Source organism: Tersicoccus phoenicis, from assembly GCF_001968835.1.
GTDB lineage: Bacteria > Actinomycetota > Actinomycetes > Actinomycetales > Micrococcaceae > Tersicoccus > Tersicoccus phoenicis.
The window spans coordinates 20663-37509 of record NZ_MRDE01000080.1; the positions used below are offsets into that span (position 1 = coordinate 20663).

The 16847-nt window shown below is 71.9% G+C and carries 16 protein-coding genes; 10 read left to right on the plus strand and 6 right to left on the minus strand.

Features of this window, described 5'->3' with window-relative positions; genetic code table 11:
- Positions 1–91: 91 nt before the first annotated feature.
- The gene (locus tag BKD30_RS14085) at positions 92–1231 is read right to left on the minus strand and encodes a VIT1/CCC1 transporter family protein (RefSeq protein WP_076705595.1); all 1140 of its coding nucleotides are present in this window, start codon (positions 1229–1231) and stop codon (positions 92–94) included.
- A 214-nt stretch (positions 1232–1445) separates the two neighbouring features.
- On the opposite strand from BKD30_RS14085, the gene BKD30_RS14090 reads away from it, so the two are divergent.
- The 3 genes from BKD30_RS14090 (at position 1446) to BKD30_RS14100 (ending at position 3947) form a co-directional block, all read left to right on the plus strand.
- Entirely contained in the window at positions 1446–2018 is a 573-nt protein-coding gene (locus BKD30_RS14090) for a helix-turn-helix domain-containing protein (protein ID WP_076705597.1), read from the plus strand.
- A gap of 185 nt (positions 2019–2203) precedes the next feature.
- A complete protein-coding gene (locus BKD30_RS14095; protein ID WP_076705598.1) occupies positions 2204–3166 on the plus strand; it encodes a helix-turn-helix domain-containing protein in 963 nt (320 codons plus the stop codon).
- On the plus strand, positions 3159–3947 hold the full coding sequence (locus tag BKD30_RS14100; RefSeq protein ID WP_076705600.1) for a hypothetical protein: 789 nt from the start codon (positions 3159–3161) through the stop codon (positions 3945–3947). Before BKD30_RS14095 ends, BKD30_RS14100 begins: the two co-directional genes overlap by 8 nt.
- A 7-nt stretch (positions 3948–3954) precedes the next feature.
- On the opposite strand, the gene BKD30_RS15990 is transcribed toward BKD30_RS14100, so the two are convergent.
- Both BKD30_RS15990 and BKD30_RS14105 read right to left on the minus strand, forming a co-directional pair.
- Positions 3955–4185, minus strand: a complete 231-nt coding sequence (locus BKD30_RS15990; RefSeq protein ID WP_143588209.1) for a hypothetical protein — start codon at positions 4183–4185, stop codon at positions 3955–3957.
- 296 nt (positions 4186–4481) lie between these two features.
- On the minus strand, positions 4482–6059 hold the full coding sequence (locus tag BKD30_RS14105) for a sodium:solute symporter (RefSeq protein WP_083956554.1): 1578 nt from the start codon (positions 6057–6059) through the stop codon (positions 4482–4484).
- A 168-nt stretch (positions 6060–6227) separates the two neighbouring features.
- Here BKD30_RS14105 and speB point away from each other — a divergent pair, with 168 nt between their 5' ends.
- Both speB and BKD30_RS14115 read left to right on the plus strand, forming a co-directional pair.
- The gene (gene speB / locus BKD30_RS14110; RefSeq protein ID WP_076705602.1) at positions 6228–7274 is read left to right on the plus strand and encodes an agmatinase; all 1047 of its coding nucleotides are present in this window, start codon (positions 6228–6230) and stop codon (positions 7272–7274) included.
- On the plus strand, positions 7264–8922 hold the full coding sequence (locus BKD30_RS14115; RefSeq protein ID WP_076705604.1) for a thiamine pyrophosphate-binding protein: 1659 nt from the start codon (positions 7264–7266) through the stop codon (positions 8920–8922). The genes speB and BKD30_RS14115 overlap by 11 nt, the downstream gene beginning before the upstream one ends.
- A 35-nt stretch (positions 8923–8957) precedes the next feature.
- On the opposite strand, the gene BKD30_RS14120 is transcribed toward BKD30_RS14115, so the two are convergent.
- Together BKD30_RS14120 and BKD30_RS14125 are read right to left on the minus strand one after the other, a co-directional pair.
- Entirely contained in the window at positions 8958–9671 is a 714-nt protein-coding gene (locus BKD30_RS14120; protein ID WP_076705606.1) for an ABC transporter ATP-binding protein, read from the minus strand.
- Positions 9668–10801, minus strand: coding sequence for an ABC transporter permease (locus BKD30_RS14125; protein WP_076705608.1), 1134 nt, complete (start codon positions 10799–10801; stop codon positions 9668–9670). Before BKD30_RS14125 ends, BKD30_RS14120 begins: the two co-directional genes overlap by 4 nt.
- 235 nt (positions 10802–11036) lie before the next feature.
- Here BKD30_RS14125 and BKD30_RS14130 point away from each other — a divergent pair, with 235 nt between their 5' ends.
- The 3 genes from BKD30_RS14130 to BKD30_RS14140 all read left to right on the plus strand — a co-directional run bounded on the left by BKD30_RS14130 (position 11037) and on the right by BKD30_RS14140 (position 13658).
- Entirely contained in the window at positions 11037–12263 is a 1227-nt protein-coding gene (locus BKD30_RS14130; protein ID WP_218189313.1) for a sensor histidine kinase, read from the plus strand.
- A complete protein-coding gene (locus BKD30_RS14135) occupies positions 12260–12889 on the plus strand; it encodes a response regulator (protein WP_235861723.1) in 630 nt (209 codons plus the stop codon). Before BKD30_RS14130 ends, BKD30_RS14135 begins: the two co-directional genes overlap by 4 nt.
- A gap of 61 nt (positions 12890–12950) precedes the next feature.
- A complete protein-coding gene (locus BKD30_RS14140) occupies positions 12951–13658 on the plus strand; it encodes a hypothetical protein (RefSeq protein ID WP_076705625.1) in 708 nt (235 codons plus the stop codon).
- A 4-nt stretch (positions 13659–13662) separates the two neighbouring features.
- Here BKD30_RS14140 and BKD30_RS14145 read toward each other — a convergent pair whose 3' ends face one another.
- Positions 13663–14454, minus strand: a complete 792-nt coding sequence (locus tag BKD30_RS14145; RefSeq protein ID WP_076705612.1) for an IclR family transcriptional regulator — start codon at positions 14452–14454, stop codon at positions 13663–13665.
- 58 nt (positions 14455–14512) lie between these two features.
- On the opposite strand from BKD30_RS14145, the gene BKD30_RS14150 reads away from it, so the two are divergent.
- Together BKD30_RS14150 and BKD30_RS14155 are read left to right on the plus strand one after the other, a co-directional pair.
- Positions 14513–16120, plus strand: coding sequence for a phospholipase D family protein (locus BKD30_RS14150; RefSeq protein ID WP_076705614.1), 1608 nt, complete (start codon positions 14513–14515; stop codon positions 16118–16120).
- Positions 16121–16166: 46 nt separating this feature from the next.
- Positions 16167–16718: a hypothetical protein gene (locus BKD30_RS14155; protein ID WP_143588210.1), complete on the plus strand. Its 552-nt coding sequence runs from the start codon at positions 16167–16169 to the stop codon at positions 16716–16718.
- Positions 16719–16847: the final 129 nt, after the last annotated feature.

Sequence of the window (16847 nt, forward strand, 5' to 3'; positions counted from 1 at the left end):
GGCACATGCAGCGATGACCGCCCGATGACGGCATCGTCCGGACACTCGGCGCAGTGTCGGTTCCGGTCCGGTTCAGGTCCGGTGGGTCGGGTCAGATGCCGACGGCACCGAACAGCAGGCCGAGCACATAGGTGACGAGTGCCGCACCGTAGCCGATGGCCAGCTGCCGCAGCCCCCGCCGCAGCGGGGAGGCGCCGGAGAGCAGGCCGGTGATGCTGCCGGTGACGAGCAGGGCCAGACCGACCAGGACGGCCGCGACGATCAGGGCGGTCAGGCCGGTGGCGCCGACCAGGTAGGGCAGGATCGGGATCAGCGCGCCCGTGGCGAACAGCAGGAACGAGGACGACGCCGCCGTCCACCCCGACCCGAGGGCCTGCAGGTCGTCGGCCGGCAGATGTGCCGGGTGCGCGGACCGTGAGGGATCGCAGTCACAGGCGTGCTGTCCGAGCCGCTCGGCGGCCCGGTGCCGCGCGTCGTCGGCGCCCATGCCCCGGGCCCGGTAGACCAGTTCCAGCTCGTTCGCGTCGATGTCCAGGTACGGGGCCACCTCCAGGGTCACCCGGGTGGGCCGCGACGCCATCAGCAGCTCTCGCTGCGACTTGACCGAGACGTACTCGCCCGCGGCCATGGACAGGGCTCCCGCGAGCAGCCCGGCGATCCCGGTGGCCAGCACGATGCCGTTCTCCACGCCGGTGGCGCCGATGCCCATGATCAACGCGAGGTTGGACACCAGGCCGTCGTTCATGCCGAACACGGCGGCCCGGAACGAGCCGGAGAGCTTGGCGCGGCCCCGGGTGGCCAGCGCCCGGACCACTTCACCGTGCACCTTCTCGTCGGCGGCCATCGTGTCCGTGGCGTGCCGGTCCGCGTCGTAGGGGGAGCGGGCCTCGGCGTGCTGCACCAGCGCGAGGACGAAGACCAGACCGAGGTGGCGGGCGAGGAAACCGAGCAGCCGGGAGCGCAGCGAGGGGCGCACCGCGTGGTCGGCCCGGTCGCCGAGCAGGGCGGCCCAGTGGTCGGCGTGCCGTTGTTCGGCGCTGGAGAGGCCGAGCAGGATGTCCCGTTCCTCGCCCTGCCGGCGCGCGGCCAGGTCCCGGTAGAGGGCACCCTCGGCGCGTTCCTCGGCGAGGTGACGCCGCCAGCGGCGGACGTCCCGTGTCGTGGCCTGCTCGGTCGGCAGCCGGCCACTGCGGGAGGTGTGGTCGGACGGGGGCCAGGCTCGGTTCGGCACCGCAAGATTCTACCCGCAGCGTTACCGGTGCGGGCGGGGCAGTGGCCGATGTCATCCCGGGTGTCACGGTCGTGCTCGCGGCTGGGCGGTTCCGCGGTCGGCGTGTACCTTGAGGCCATCCCCGGACCTGCCGGGACCCAGCACGCCGCCGAGCACGCCGACGGGCGCGTCGAAGGGACTGCGTCGAAGGGACTGCGCCGAAAGGACTGCCGAGATGAAGAAACTGCCGGTGGCGCCGAGCAGCGCTCCCGTGCTGATCGGTGCCCGGCTGCGGGCGGTGCGGCAGCGGCAGCGGCTGACCATCGAGGAGGTCGCGGCGGCCACCGGCCTGACCAAGGGCTTCCTCAGCCGGGTGGAGCGGGATCTCACTTCCCCCAGCGTCAGCTCCCTCGTCACGGTGTGCCAGGTGCTCTCCATCCCGGTCGGTGACCTGTTCACGACGCCGCGGACCCACCACGTCCGGCTCGCCGACGCCCCGCGCATCTCTCTCGGCGGCGAAGGGATCACCGAGGTGCTGTTGACCGACCGCGCCGAACGCCGGGTGCAGGTCATCCGCGCCACCATCGTCGGGCACGGCCGCGGCGAGGCCGACCTCTACGCGGTGGACTGCGACCTCGACGTGATTCACGTGATCCGCGGCCGCCTGGTGCTGGTGCTGACGGACCGGCAGGTGGAGCTGGCTGAGGGGGACGCCTACTCCTTCCCGGGCCGGGAGCCGCACAGCTGGTACAACCCCGACGACGCCGAAGCGGTCGTCACTTTCACCCTCGTCCCGGCCGCTACTTGAGCCGCGCGAGGTCGGTCAGCGTGGTGCAGGTGGCCGGCCGGTTCGACGGAAAGGCGATCAGCGAGATGGTCCGGTCCCGGCTCTCCTGACACGTACCTGGGTGCTATTAGCACTATGGTTGACTCGGAGTCAAACAACATAAAGCCAGTTCGAGTCGAATTATGTTGTACCGGAAGGGAGGGTTGATGGCCACGAATCGCAAGGGGGAGGCCATCGACCTCCTCCGCAAGTCCAGCATCGACGTGGTCTTCGGTACCGCAGACCGCTGGGACCTGAAGCTCGCCGGGCCGCGGGTGGTCAGCCGCATGATCCACGAGTTGGGCAGACGGCTGACCATCGTACAGGCCATGACGTGGACCCCGGGGACACTGCTGTTGGCGCAGACCGCCGACAGCCGGGGGCTTGAACAACTCCGGCGACTCGGAGCCGACGCCATCGTGCTGAACCCTCCGACGGTCATCATCGAAGGCCAGGACCGCCTCGGTGGCGAGGGCCGCGGGAAGGTAACCACGGTGGCGCGGGGGAGGCCGGCATCTCGACGCTGGGCTGTCCTGCGCGCCCTCCTGGTCGCCGCGGCTCCGCTTGACCAGCGCGAGCTCGCACACTTCACGGGCCTGACCCAGCAGTCGATCTCCCGCATCCTGCGCGACCTCCAGGGCCAGGTGCAACGAGGGCGCGACGGATGGATCCTCACCTCCTGGGACCGATCCTTGCAGGACTGGTTGGACGCCTACCCCGGCCCGGGAGGAACCTCCACCTGGTGGTACGGACTGGACGATCCGCAGACCCAGACCCGCGACGCCTGCGCTCTGGCAACCGAGCTTGACGCCGAGCCGCTCGTTGGAGGCGATGTCGCTGTCGACCATTACGCACCATGGCGCACACCGCGCACGGCGCGGCTCTACACCCGCACGCTCGTGGACCTGCTGCCGGTAGGGTTCAGTCCCGCCAGCGCCGCTGACGGGACCCTCGAGGTGGTCGTGCCCGACGACACCAGCCTGTGGCGGACAGCCACCGACGCCGACGGCACGGCGCTGATCGACCCGATCATCGCCCTCTGGGAGACGGCGCAGTCGACGGCCACCGACGCGGCCGAGGCGTTCACCCAGCTGCTGACGCGGCTAGCGACCGGCCACGACGATGGTTGAGGCCCGCACCGTCCGGCTGGACTCCTCGTCCGCCGTCGATGACCTCGGCCTCATCGGACTGCGCGACCTGGCCGGCATGCAAGCGGGGACGGGTTATCGCGTCGTCGGAGGGCACATGATCCGCCTTCTCCATGGTCTCTACCCGACGAGGACGCCCGCCCGCGGCACCGCCGACATCGACGCCGCCATCCCTCGTGGGCTCGAAGCTGTCGGGGAGTCGCTGCACGAGGGGTTGACCACCGGCGGCTACCTCCCGGTTCAGGGCAACCGCTACGAGCGGGCGCACGGGCGCGGCACCATCGTCATCGAGCTGCTCACCGCATCGACCACCGGAAGAATCGCCTCGACGAGCATCGCCGGGAGGCAGGTCGATGCCGTCCCCGGACTGGAGCTTGCCCTCGCCACGGACCCCATCCTCATCCGCGTTGACGGCCGGCTCCGCACCGGAGAGGAAATCGAGTTCGAGGTGCCGGTGCCCAGCGTCGAGTGTGCGCTCGTCCTGAAGGCACACGCCTGGCGGTCGCGGCTGTCGCCGAAGGACGTCGAGGACATCAACACCCTGCTGGAAATCGCCGACGACCACCGCCCCGCTCTCGAGCCGTGGGGTCTGACCAACCCCGCGCTGGCGGACTACAGCCCCTACCGCCGGGCGCGTGCGCACCTGACGGAGTTGGCCCAGCGGCTGCGCCGTGGCGGGATGACGGGCCTGCCCAGCCACCTACATCCACCGCGTATGGCGGCCCTGATCGCCCGCCACGTGAGTAAGCCTGGCCGACTCTGACGGTTGGTCAGGGGGCGACCCAAACGAAGCTGCAGTTCCGTGCCGTGAAGCCGGAGGCCGTCGCGGGGATGGTGATCCGGAACTTGGGGGCGACGCTGATGAAGTTGTTCGCAACGATGTTGCCCTGGGCGTCGGAGACCTCCCAGTAGCATTGGGTGACCTTCTCGCCGATGGACTGGCGGAGAACCGGGAAGGCCGGCCGGGTGAACGCGAGTGAACCGCCGAATCGTCTCGTCAAGGTGAGCCCCGGGTGGATGGATGCCGTAGCGGGGTGCAGGGTTGGCCGCTGTGAAGCGGCAGGCGGCGACCGGAGGCATTTAGCCGGTCGCGTGGACACCGCCACCCCGGGATCGAGGCGGCACCCTCCCCGGCCGGGTCTTGCGCATGTGGAACGTGGAAACCCCGCCCCGGTCCGGACATGTCCGGTGGGCCGACCGTGAGGAAGGCTGAACTCCCCGGCGGGAACAGGATGGCCAGAGAAGCCAATGCCGGTGGTCGAAAGGCAGCAGGAACTCACCTGGCGCTCCTCGTCCGTCAGCGCGTCGGCCGGTCCGCGGGGTCGTCGTCGGCGGCGGTCGCACCGCCGGAGGCGGTGGGCGCCGTCGTGCGCAGCGTCGCGGTCCGCGGGTCCGCGGCGGCGTCGAAGAACCCCCGCCCGGCGCGCCGCTCGTCCCACGCGGCCAGCACCGGGGCCGGGGTGCGCGGGCTGACCAGCGAGACCACCACGTAGCTGAGCGCGGAGGCGATCAGGCCGTAGTAGATCGGCTCGTTGGCGTACACGCCGTCCAGGGGGGCGGCCGCGTTGATCTCGAGCACGGTCATCGTGCCGAGCGTGACGACGGTCCCGACCACCATCGAGACGGCCGCGCCGGCCCCGGTGCCCCGGCGGAACACGAGCCCACCCAGGATCGCCACCAGCAGCCCGCCGACGAGGATGTCGTAGGCGATGGTCAGCGCCGCGACCACCTCGGTCACGACGATCGCCAGCACGATGGCGACGACGCCGAGGATCAGCACCCACACCCGGTTGCCGCGGACGTCGTGCTCGTGGTTCACCGTGGTGTCGACCTCGACGCGCTTGCCGAACCAACTGGCGACGAACGGGACCACGTCGGTGCGGGCCACGGTGGCGGCAGCGATCAGGGCCCCCGACGCGGTGGACATCATGGCCGCGACCGCCGCCGCGAGCACGATGCCGCCGATGCCGATAGGCAGCAGGTTCTGCGCGACCTCGGCGTAGACGTCGTCGCGGACCTTGATCGGACCGAGGGCGACCTTCGCGGCCATGCCGATCAGGGCACCGGCGACGCCGTACAGCACGCAGTAGATGCCGGCCGTGGTCCCGCCCCAGCGGGCGACGACGGGGGTGCGAGCGGTGAACACGCGCTGCCAGATGTCCTGCCCGATCAGCAGGCCGAAGGTGTAGACGACGAACTGGGTGATGATCCACTGCACGCCGGCGCCGTCCCACCGGAAGAAGGACGCCTCGAGCCGGCTGGACATGCCGCTGAACCCGCCGGCGGCGTTGAGAGCGAACGGCAGCATCAGGAAGAAGACACCGATGGTCTTGATCACGAACTGCACCTGGTCGGCCAGGGTGATCGACCACATGCCGCCGACCGTCGAGTAGATCAGCACGACGACGCCGCCGATCGCGATGGCCAGCCACCGGTCCCAGCCGAACAGGACGACGAAGATCGTCGCATAGGCGCCGGTGGACGTGGCGCAGAGCATCACCGTGTACGCGAGCATGACGATGGACGAGGTCTGCGTCGCGACCCGGGAGCCGTAGCGCAGTTCGAGCATCTGCGAGACGGTGTAGATGCGCAGCCGCTGGATCGCCGGCGCGAAGAACAGGCTGAGAACGAGGACGCCGGTGCCGATGGCGACGACCAGCCACATGCCCGAGATGCCGTACGTGTAGCCCAGGCCCACTCCGCCGACGGTCGACGCACCGCCGAGCACGACGGCGGCCATGGTGCCGGTGTAGAGCAGCGGACCCAGTCGCCGGCCGGCGACCAGGAAGTCCGAACTGGTGCGGGTACGGTGGCGGCCCCAGAACCCGAACGCCAGCATGGCCAGCAGGTAGAGGACGACGATGGCGATGTTCATGAGTGCTCCGGATGAGGGGGGAAACGAGCGGGGCGGCAGCTGCGCCCTCCTACGATGACACCTGCGTGGGTGTTCCGGGTACCGCTCGCGCAGGATCGCTCTAGATGCAACGATTGTTACGCAACACACAACACTTCGTCCGGAAGGGACGAGCGGCCAGGAGGCACCATGAACCCCGAACGCGAGATCGAGCGCGTGATCGAGAATGACAACGTCGGCCCGGTGAACGCCGCCCTCGTGCCCCGCTACGCCGGCCCGGCGACCTTCGCCCGGCTGCCGCGGCTGGACGAGCTGACTGGTGCCGGGGCCGAAGCGAAAGCCGACATCGTCGTCGTCGGCGTCCCCTTCGACACCGGGGTCTCCTACCGGCCCGGCGCCCGTTTCGGCGCGAACCACGTGCGCGAGTCCTCCCGGCTGCTGCGGCCCTTCAACCCCGCGCAGAACGTCTCCCCGTTCGCGGCCGCGCAGGTGGCCGACGCCGGGGACGTTGCCGTCAACCCGTTCGACATCGAGGCCGCCCTGGGGACCGTCGACGAGGCCGCGACCGCGCTGATGGCGGACGGCGCCCGGCTCGTCACCATCGGCGGGGACCACACCATCGCCCTGCCGCTGCTGCGCGCCAACGCCCGCCGGCACGGGCCGGTGGCGCTGCTGCACTTCGACGCCCACCTGGACACGTGGGACACCTACTTCGGAGCCGCCTACACGCACGGCACCCCGTTCCGGCGTGCCTTCGAGGAGGGCCTGCTCGACACCGACGCCCTGTGTCACGTCGGCACCCGCGGGCCGCTGTACGGGACGGCGGACCTGGCCGACGACGCGCGGTTCGGTTTCGGCATCGTCACCAGCACCGACGTGTTCCGGCTCGGGGTCGACGCCGTCGTGACGCTGCTGCGCGAACGGGTCGGGGACCGGCCGCTCTACGTCTCCGTGGACATCGACGTCCTCGACCCGGCGCACGCCCCGGGCACCGGAACCCCGGAAGCCGGCGGGATGACCAGCCGCGAGCTGCTGGAGATCCTGCGCGGCCTGCGCGGCATGAACCTGATCGGCGCGGACGTCGTCGAGGTCAGCCCGCCCTACGACCACGCCGAACTGACCGGCATCGCCGCCGCCCACGTCGTCTACGACCTGATCAGCGTGCTGGCCCTCGGGGCCGGCGCCGCACCGGGCGGCCCGGCCTACGGAGAGGCGGGGACGACCTATGGGAACTGAACCGGTGGCGCCGACCCAGACCCCCCGCCGCAACGGCGGCGACCTCGTCGTCGAGACCCTCACCGCGCTCGGCGCCCGCACCGTCTTCGGCATCCCGGGCCAGCACGCCCTCGGCCTGTTCGACGCCCTGAGCCGCTCCGACCTGGCGTTCGTCTCCTCCCGGGTGGAGAACAACGCCGCCTTCGCCGCGGACGGCTACGCCCGGGCCACCGGCGAGGTCGGCGTCCTGTTCCTCTCCACCGGTCCCGGCGCCCTGACCGCCCTCGCCGGGCTGCAGGAGGCGTACGCGACCGGCGTGCCGATGATCGTGATCGCGAGCCAGATCCCCCTGGAGGGGCTCGGCGCCCGGCGCAAGGGCATGCTGCACCAGCTCGACGACCAGAAGGCCTCGGCCGCGAACGTCACCAAGAGCCAGCGCACCGTTCACCACGCCTCCGGCATCCCGTCGGCCATCCAGGACGCGTTCAGCGACGCGCTGACCGTGCCGCACGGGCCGGTGTGGGTGGAGATCCCGCAGGACGTGCTGCTGAACGAGGTGTTCGTCCCGCCCGTGCACGACGCGCTCGCCGAGGTGCTCGAACAGCCCGCCCGGGCCGAGCTGGTGGACGAGGCCGTGCAGTGGCTGACCGACGCGCGGCGGCCGGTGATCGTCGCCGGCGGCGGGGTGCGCCGGGCCGGGGCGGAGGCCGAGCTGCTGGCCGTGGCGGAGGCGCTGCGCGCCCCGGTGGTCTGTTCGCCCGGCGGCAAGGGCGCGTTCCCCTGGGACCATGCGTTGTCCCTGCAGTCCTGGGTCGAGGACCGGCACGTGACCGACGTGCTCGAGGACGCCGACGTGCTGCTCGTCGTCGGCTCGGCCCTGGGCGAGGTGACGAGCAACTACTACACCCTCGCGCCGCGGGGCCGGCTGATCCAGATCGACGCCGAGCCGCGGGTGCTCGAGTCCAACGGGCCGGCGCTCGGGCTGCGGGCGGACGCGCGGTTGGCGCTGGCCCAGCTGGCCGGGCGGTTACCGGCGCGGGAGCCGGACGGTCGCGCGGAGCAGACGGTGCGGCGCACGCTCGACGCCGTCCGGGAACGGCTCGACGCTCAGGACCTCGCCCTCGAGCAGGGGTTCATGGCCGGGATCCGGGACGCCGTGCCCGACGACGCGCAGACCTTCTGGGACATGACCATCGCCGCCTACTGGGCCTGGTCCTGCTGGGACGCACGGAGCGGGGCATTCCACTCGGCGCAGGGGGCCGGCGGACTCGGTTTCGGTTTCCCGGCCGGTATCGGCGGGGCGCTGGGCACCGGGCGGCGGGCGCTCGCCGTCTCCGGCGACGGGTCGGCGATGTACTCGATCGCCGAGCTCGCCACCGCCGTCCAGCACGCCGCGCCGGTGACCTGGCTGATCGTGGACGACGGCGGCTACGGCATTCTCCGGGAGTACATGCAGGACGCCTTCGGCAAGGCGACGGCCACCGAGCTGGCCCGGCCCGACTTCGTCGCCCTCGCCGGCGCCTTCGGGGTGCCCGCCGAGCGGGTGGCCCCCGAGCAGGTCGGCGACGCCCTGCGCCGGGCCTGGCAGGCGGAGGGCCCGAACGTCGTCGTGGTCGAGACCACCCTGCGCATGTTCGCCCCGACGCACCTGGCGGAGGACGGCGACTGAGGTCGGGGCCGGACCGGCTCTGGTCACCGCTGGGTTCAGGCCGCACCGGCTGTGAGCTCGTCCGCCGTCATCGCGCCGAGCTGCCCGTCGACCATCCGCCACGCACTGTCCAGCCGTGGCAGGATCCGGGTCTCGTGGGTGACCAACAGGGTCGCGGTGGCGAACCGGGCCGTCAACTCGAGGATGAGGTCGACGATCTGGGCGCTCCGCTCCCGGTCCAGGGCGCTGGTCGGTTCGTCGACGACGAGCACCGCGGGATCGTTCATCAGGGCCCGGGCCACGTTGACCCGCTGCCGCTGCCCGCCGGAGAGCTGCGCGGGCCGTTTGCGGGCGTGATCGGCCAGCCCGACGGCGTCGAGCAGGTCCATCGCCCGCCGGGCGACCGCGGGCCGGCCCGCCCGGCGCCGCCGGTCGGTGGTCAACTCGTTCATCACCTGCAACTGCTCCACCGCGGTCAGGGACGGCAGCAGGTTGGCCTGCTGGAAGACGAGCCCGATCCGGGACCGCCGCAGCTGCGCCCGTTCGCCCAGGTTCAGGCCCGTGGCGTCGATCCCGTCGATGATCACGTGCCCGGAGTCGGGGGCGATCAGCGTCGAGGCCACGGCCAGCAGGCTGGACTTGCCGGAGCCGGACGGGCCGGTGATCCCGGCGGTGGTCCCGGCCGCGACGGTCAGGCTGACGTCGTCGACGGCGGTGACGACGCCGTCGCCGTCGGGAAAGGTCAGGGTCAGGTGGGTCAGGTCGATCATCGGGCACTCCCCAGGGCGATCAGCGGGTCGATCCGGGTGACGGAACGAGTGGCGACGGCGGCGCCCGCCAGGCCGAGCACCGTCATCGCGAGGGCGGGCAGCACGGTGGTCACCGGGCTGAACAGGAAGGGCAGGGCCGACCCGGCAGCGAGCCCGCCGAGCACGGTGATGCCGAGGCCCACGCCGATGCTGAGCACGAGCACGAGCAGCGCCTGCCCGAGGGCGTCGGCGACGAGCATCCGCGAGCCGGCGCCGAGCGCGGTCAGCACGGCGACGTCACCGCGCCGCTGGATCGACCACACCGTGAAGAAGGCCCCGATCACGAGGGCGGAGATGCCGAACAGCAGGCCCACCATCAGCAGCAGCGATCCGATCTCGGAGCGGAACGTCGACAGGGCGGTCAGGGAGCCGAGCACGGAGGTCGAGGTGGTGCCGGCGGCCGCGTCGGCGGCCTGCCAGTCGACCCCGGTGCCCTGGACCAGCAACACGGTGCCGACGGGTCGGGCGTCGGCGCCCGCGGTGGGGGTGCCGCCGGTGGGGGTGGCGGTGGTGGGGGTGGCGGCGAACTGACGCCAGTCCGCGGCGGCGATCCCGACGACGGGCTGATGCGAGTACCAGCGCTGGGGACCGACCCGGTCCACCGTCATGGAACGCCCGGCGACGGTTACGGTGTCCCCGGCGGTGACGCCCAGGGCATCGGCGGTCTGCCGCGGCAGCACCAGGTGACCCGGCGCCGGGGCGGGGTCACTGCCCGTACCGTTCCCGCCGCCGAAGAGGGCGACCGATTCTTTTCGCTGAGATGATGACGCGCCGGGACCGGGTGCGCCGGCCTGCACGCGGGCCTGGCTGATGCCCAGCGGCGTGACGGTGGTGACGCCGGGTCGGCGCTGCCAGGCGTCGGCCTGGGCGCCGGTGACGGTCGACCCCGGGTAGCTGGTGCCGCCGTCCGGATTCGCGGTGAACACGACCCGGTCCGCCTGCAGGGCGGTGATCGCCGAGATGTTCCGTTGGACCAGGCCGCCGGTCAGACCGCTGAGGAAGGTGACCAGGATGGTGATGAGAGTGACCACTGCTCCGATGAGCAGGAAGCGTCCTCGGGCGGCTTTGAGATCGCGCCACGCGACGAACATGGGTGTTCCTTTCCGGGATCCGGCGCTGCCGGACCAGTGGTGGTGGAGATGCTCGGGCGAGCACCGGGCAGCCGGCGGGCGACCTGCACCCAGCGTCTCGTGCGAGCGCGGTGTCCGGCATCGTGCGCACGGACGGTCCCTGCGAGGCGCCGGGAGGAGGGGAGGATCCATCTTTCGGAGGCTGTCTCCGGCCGAACCGGGCGGTACCTTGTCGTCAATGGGCAGAACGCAACCGGTGGCGACCGCAGAACCGGACCGCGCCGGTTCGTCGCTGAGCCGGATCCCCGTCGCCCTCGCGGTCGCACTGCACGTCCTCGTCGTGGCGCTCTGCCTGGTGATCGCGGTCAACGCCCCCACGGGCGGCTTCGCCGCCGTCGAACTGGGGGTGGTGGCCGTGTTCCTGGCCGTCTGGTTCACCGGCGTCGCGCTCGCGCGGGCCCGGCCGGCCGGCGACGCTCGGCGGTCCGCCGCGGCGCGGGTGTGGCTGGGCGCGCTCACGGCGGCGTGGCTGGTGCTGATCGTCGTCAGTCAGGAGGCGATCTATCTCGCCTTTCCCCTTTTCTTCGTGCTCTTGCAGCTGCTGCCGGGCCTGCGCGGTGTGCTCGCCGTCGCCGCCGCCACCGTCGTCGCCGTCGTCGCCTTCGCCCGGCACCGGCCCGACGCGGGATTCGCGGGGGTGCTCGGCCCGGTGATCGGGGCGGCCGTCGCCGTCGTCATCGCGAACGCCTACCGGGCGCTGCTGACGGAGATCGCCGAGCGGCAGCAGCTGATCGAGGACCTCACCGCGACCCGGGCCGCGCTGGTCGAAGCGGAACGGTCGGCCGGCGTCGAGGCGGAGCGGGCGCGACTGGCGCGGGAGATCCACGACACCGTCTCCCAGTCGCTGTCCAGCATCATCATGCTGCTGCACGCAGCGGACCGGGCACCGGAATCGGCGCGGGCCGAACGGGTGGGGCAGGCCCGGCAGGCGGCGCAGGATGCGCTCGCCGAGACGCGGCAGTTCATCGCCGAACTGCAGCCGGCCGCCCTGCACGGCCGCGGCGTGGCGACGGCGTTGACCCGGCTCGCGGATCGGACCCGTGCGCAGAGCGGCCTCGCCGTCACCCTGACCCTGCCGCCCGACCTCGACGACCTGGCCGCGGTGCCGACCCCCGTCGAGGTGGGGCTGCTGCGGGTGGCACAGAACGCCGTCGCCAACGTCGTCCAGCACGCGTGGGCCAGTCGCCTGGACATCACCCTGAGCCGACTGGAGGGGCAGATCGTGCTCGACGTCGTCGACGACGGCGTGGGATTCGACGTCGACGCCGTGTTCCGGGCGGAACCGGCACAACCCGACGACAGGATGTCGTTCGGGCTGCGCGGCGTCCGGGACCGGGTGGCCGCTCTCGGTGGCGACCTGATCGTGGAGAGCGGGCCGGGAGAGGGAACCAGCGTGGTGGCGTTGTTCGAGGTGGACCGGTGAGCCTGCGGGTGCTGATCGCCGATGACCACCCGGTGATCCGGGCCGGCCTGACCGCCCTGTTCGACACGGAACAGGACATCGAGGTGGCCGGCGCCGTCGGCACCACCGCCGCGGCCGTGGCGGCCGTGCGTGAGCTGGCCCCCGACGTCGTGCTGATGGACCTGCAGTTCGACCACCGCTTCGAAGGGGCGGAGGCGACGCGCACGCTGCGGGCCCTGCCCGACCCGCCGGCCGTGCTGGTGCTGACCAACTTCGACACGGACAGCGACATCGTCTCGGCGATCGAGGCCGGTGCCGCCGGCTACCTGCTCAAGGACGCGCCACCGGGGGAGATCGTCGCGGCCGTCCGGGCCGCCGCCGTCGGGCAGACCGCGCTCGCCCCGGCGGTCGCCTCCCGGCTGCTGACCCGGATGCGGGAGCGCCCGACGGCGCTGAGCTCCCGGGAGCTGCAGGTGCTCGACCTGGTGGCCCGCGGGCACAGCAACACCGAGGTCGCCGGGGAGCTGTACGTCAGCGAGACGACGGTCAAGTCGCACCTGGCGCACATCTACCCGAAACTCGGCGTCAGCTCCCGGACGGCGGCGGTCGCGGCGGCGCGGCGGGCCGGGTATCTCCGGCGGGGATAGACGGCGACTTTCCCGCCGTGCCCACTGGTGGCCGACGCCGCGGCGTAGCAGCATGGTCGGCATGGATCACTGGGCGAGCTTCCCCTGGTGGCTCATCTTCCCGATCTGGGCGATGGCCGGCGGCGGATTCGCGGCGAGCCGGCGCGCCCGCCGGAAGGTGCGCCAGACCCCGCGCACCGCGGGGCCGCCACGGCGTCCGTCGGCCGCTGACGCCCGCGCCGAGCAACGCGCGCAGCGCGAGCGCCAGCTGGCGTCGGCGCGGCAGTTGATCGCCGATCACGATGCCGTCAACGGCCGGTGGCTGACGTACGAACTCGACGTCGCCCGGCTGATCGACTTCCCGATGATGACGGACGTGCGCGAGCCGCTCACGGTCGACTTCATCCGGGCCAAGCGGACGGCGGACGGGCTGCGACCGCGCAGTCCGGAGGCACTGCTGGCGGACGACGGGGTCGCGGAGTACCGGGACGCGGTGCGCCGGTTCGAGGTCGCCTTCGACCTGGCCGAGCGGGAGGCGCTGCGGGTCCGGGACGGACACTACACCGAGGCCGATCAGCGCCGGCTCGCGCACGCCCGGCAGCTGCTGCGGGTGGCCGTGGATCCCGGCGCGACCGCCAACGAGCGGCAGGTGGCCTACACACGGGTCCACCGCGAACTCGAGGGCGTCATCGTCCTGCCGGTGGAGGCGGTGGCCGGCCTGGAACGTCGTGTGGTGCTCGGCCTGCCGGCCGGATCCCGCCTTCGGCGGCCGGCCGACGGCGCCGCCTGAGGCCCTACCCGGGCCAGGGCCGGCCGCCGAGCCGGCCGGAGACGGCGTCCGCCGCCTCCCGGCAGGTCGCGCCGAGGGCGGGCACCGCGTTCCGGGCTGTCCGGTAGCGGGGTGCCGAGAGCAGCACCGCCGCCACCACGACACCGCGGTGGTCCTGTACCGCGGCGGCGATGCCCACCTCGTCCTCCGCGGTCAGCCCGTAGTTGACGGCGTACCCGTCCGCGCGGACCGTGGCGAGCAGACCCGGCAGGTCGCCGAGCGCGTCATCGTGCTGCGGACCCGTCACCGATCCGCTGCTCACCAGGCCCCGGACCTCGTCGTCGGCCATCGCCGCGAGGAACACCCGCACGCTCGCGCTCGCCGTCGTCGTGTACCGGGTGCCGAGCGCTGCGGTGTGCTTGATCAGCCGGCTGCTGGGGATCTGTTCCACGGACACCGACCCGTGCCCGTCCCAGACCATCAGCGCCGCCGTCTCCCGGGTCCGATCCGCCAGCCCGTCCAGCACCGGGTACGCCACCTGCCGCACCTCGAGCCGGGCCAGGAGCGGGCCGGCGATCGCGATGATCCCCACCCCGAGCCGGAACCGGCGGGTCACGGGGTCCCGCTCGACCAGGTCCTCGGCCTCCAGGTTGGCGAGTACCCGGGACACCGTGCTCTTGTGCACCCCGATGCGGGCCGCGATCTCCGTCACGCCGAGGCTGGGTTCGTCCACGGTGAAACACCGCAGCACGGCCACCGCGTTGGTGATCGCCGAAGGCCCCCGGCCGCCCAGCTCGTCGTCGTTGCCCATGCTCATCTGCCCATTCTGCTGGCGCGGTGCCCGAAGTCACCGGTGGGGCACCTAGCATGGAGCCGTGTCGACGTCCTGGTACCTGCGCAAACACGAGCGGGACAACCGCTGGACGACCCTCGACGATCCCCACCCCGGTCAGCAGGCGTTCTCGTCCGGCAACGTCGTCCGGCCCCTGATCCACGGTGCCGTGTACTTCGCGGAGCTGTACGACCGGATCGAGGCCATGGGCCCGGGGGACCTGCTGCTGTTCACGGACTGGCGCGGCGACCCGGACGAGCGGATGACCGGGGAGCCGGGCAGCGAGGTCGCGCGCGTGCTGGGTCGGGCCGATGAACGCGGCGTGGACGTGCGGGGACTGGTGTGGCGCTCCCACTGGGACAAACTCCATTTCTCCGCCGACGAGAACCGCCACCTGATCCAGGCACTGCAGGACCGCGGGGCGGAGACCCTGCTGGACATGCGGGTGCGCACCATGGGTTCCCACCACCAGAAGTTCGTGGTGCTGCGCCACCGGGACCGGCCCGACGACGACGTCGCCTACGTGGGCGGCATCGACCTGTGCCACTCCCGGCGCGACGACGCCCGGCACGGCGGGGACCCGCAGCCCCAGTCCATGGCCGGGGAGTACGGCGTCACGCCGCCGTGGCACGACGTGCAGGTGGCCATCCAGGGCCCGGCAGTGCACGACGTCGAGACCGTGTTCCGGGAGCGGTGGGACGACCCGACGCCCCTCACCCGGGCTCCCTGGCGCCGGCTGCGGGACGCGCTGGCGCGGGACGACACCACGCCGTCACCGCTGCCGCCGCGCAGCGCCGCCCCCGCGCCGATCGACGGGGCCACCCATCACGTGCAACTGTTGCGCACCTACCCGGACCTGCGCTGGGGCATGGACTACCCGTTCGCCCGCGGCGGTGAGCGCTCGGTCGCCCGCGGGTACACGAAGGCGTTGGACCACGCCAGGAAGCTCGTGTACATCGAAGACCAGTACCTGTGGTCCACCGACGTCGCCGACCGGCTCGACCACGGGTTACGGGTCAGCCCGGACCTGCGCGTGCTCGGCGTGCTGCCGCGGTTCACCGACCAGGGCGGAGCCACCGGCCGGCCCCCGCAGCTGGTGGGACGGGAGCGGGCGCTCCGGCTGATCTCCGCCTCCGCTCCCGAGCGGGTGGCGTTCTACGGTCTGGAGAACCGGGACGGGGTGCCCGTCTACGTGCACGCGAAGGTCTGCATCATGGACGACGTGTGGGCCTCGGTCGGCTCCGACAACTTCAACCGCCGGTCCTGGACCCACGACTCCGAGCTCTCCGCCGCCGTGATCGACGACGCGGGGGAGGGGCACTCGACGTACGCGCGGCGGCTGCGGCTCCGGCTGGCCGCCGAGCACCTGGGCCGGGCGCTGCCGGACGGCGTGGACGACGACGGTCTCGCGGAGACCATGGCGGACTGCCTGGACGAGCACGACATTTTCGACACTTACGCGCAGGCCACCGACCGGCTGGAGCACTGGTACGCCGGCGGTCGGCGCGGTCCCCGGCCCCCCGGCGGTCTGCGCCGGCTGTCGCCACCCCGGCTGCGCCCGGTCACCCGGGCCTGGGCGAGCGTGCTGTACCGGACCGTGCACGACCCGGACGGCCGCCCGCGGGGTCTGAAGGTCCGCGACCGGTTCTGACGGCGGTGCGGTCCCGTGTGAGAGTGAGCGTGACTACGTTGGGTCCATGGCCTCTCAATCGCTTCAACGCTGGAAGGTCGATCGTACGGCGGCGATGGATCGGCTTGAGAACGTGCACGCCAAGGTGACTGGCGGTCTCGCCGGTCGGCCACGCGACGTGACGGAACTCAACCATGCCTTGTTCCTTCGCCTTGCCGGGGAGGTTCAGGGCTACTGCCGCGACCTCCATGACGAGGCTATCGAGTCGTTGTGCACGTCTGCACAGGTCCCCAACCAGCAGCTGCGGGACACGTTTCGAGCGTCATTGATCAGGGGACGCAAACTGGATGCGGGCAACGCCGCGCCCGGCAACATCGGTAACGACTGGGCGCAGCTCGGGATGGGAATCTGGACCGAGTTGAACGCCTCCTACCCCGGTACGAGGGGTTCAGCCGACTGGAACCGGCGGCTCGAATGGCTTAACACCGCCCGCAACGGGATCGCGCACAACGATTCGGTCAAGGTCGCGCAAGCACATGCCGAGTACCCACTGACATTGCACACCTTCCGCGTGATGCGCGGCCGGTTCAGCCGATTCGGAAGGTGTCAAGTCTGGTGAGACAGTTTCCGTCAGGCGGTCTGTATGAGGGCCTCCTGTGAGGGTTGGTTGATCCAGGCTGTGGCGGGCAGTGTGGGTGCTGCGGGTCGGCGGTGGCCGAAGCGTTCCGGATGGGCGGTGTAGGCAGCG

Bases quoted from the DNA above. Each gene is read 5' to 3' on its own strand.
- BKD30_RS14090 (WP_076705597.1), top strand. From the start codon at position 1,446: ATGAAGAAACTGCCGGTGGCGCCGAGCAGCGCTCCCGTGCTGATCGGT.
- BKD30_RS14095 (WP_076705598.1), top strand. From the start codon at position 2,204: ATGGCCACGAATCGCAAGGGGGAGGCCATCGACCTCCTCCGCAAGTCC.
- BKD30_RS14100 (WP_076705600.1), top strand. From the start codon at position 3,159: ATGGTTGAGGCCCGCACCGTCCGGCTGGACTCCTCGTCCGCCGTCGAT.
- BKD30_RS14105 (WP_083956554.1), bottom strand. From the start codon at position 6,059: ATGAACATCGCCATCGTCGTCCTCTACCTGCTGGCCATGCTGGCGTTC.
- speB (WP_076705602.1), top strand. From the start codon at position 6,228: ATGAACCCCGAACGCGAGATCGAGCGCGTGATCGAGAATGACAACGTC.
- BKD30_RS14115 (WP_076705604.1), top strand. From the start codon at position 7,264: ATGGGAACTGAACCGGTGGCGCCGACCCAGACCCCCCGCCGCAACGGC.
- BKD30_RS14120 (WP_076705606.1), bottom strand. From the start codon at position 9,671: ATGATCGACCTGACCCACCTGACCCTGACCTTTCCCGACGGCGACGGC.
- BKD30_RS14125 (WP_076705608.1), bottom strand. From the start codon at position 10,801: ATGTTCGTCGCGTGGCGCGATCTCAAAGCCGCCCGAGGACGCTTCCTG.
- BKD30_RS14140 (WP_076705625.1), top strand. From the start codon at position 12,951: ATGGATCACTGGGCGAGCTTCCCCTGGTGGCTCATCTTCCCGATCTGG.
- BKD30_RS14145 (WP_076705612.1), bottom strand. From the start codon at position 14,454: ATGAGCATGGGCAACGACGACGAGCTGGGCGGCCGGGGGCCTTCGGCG.
- BKD30_RS14155 (WP_143588210.1), top strand. From the start codon at position 16,167: ATGGCCTCTCAATCGCTTCAACGCTGGAAGGTCGATCGTACGGCGGCG.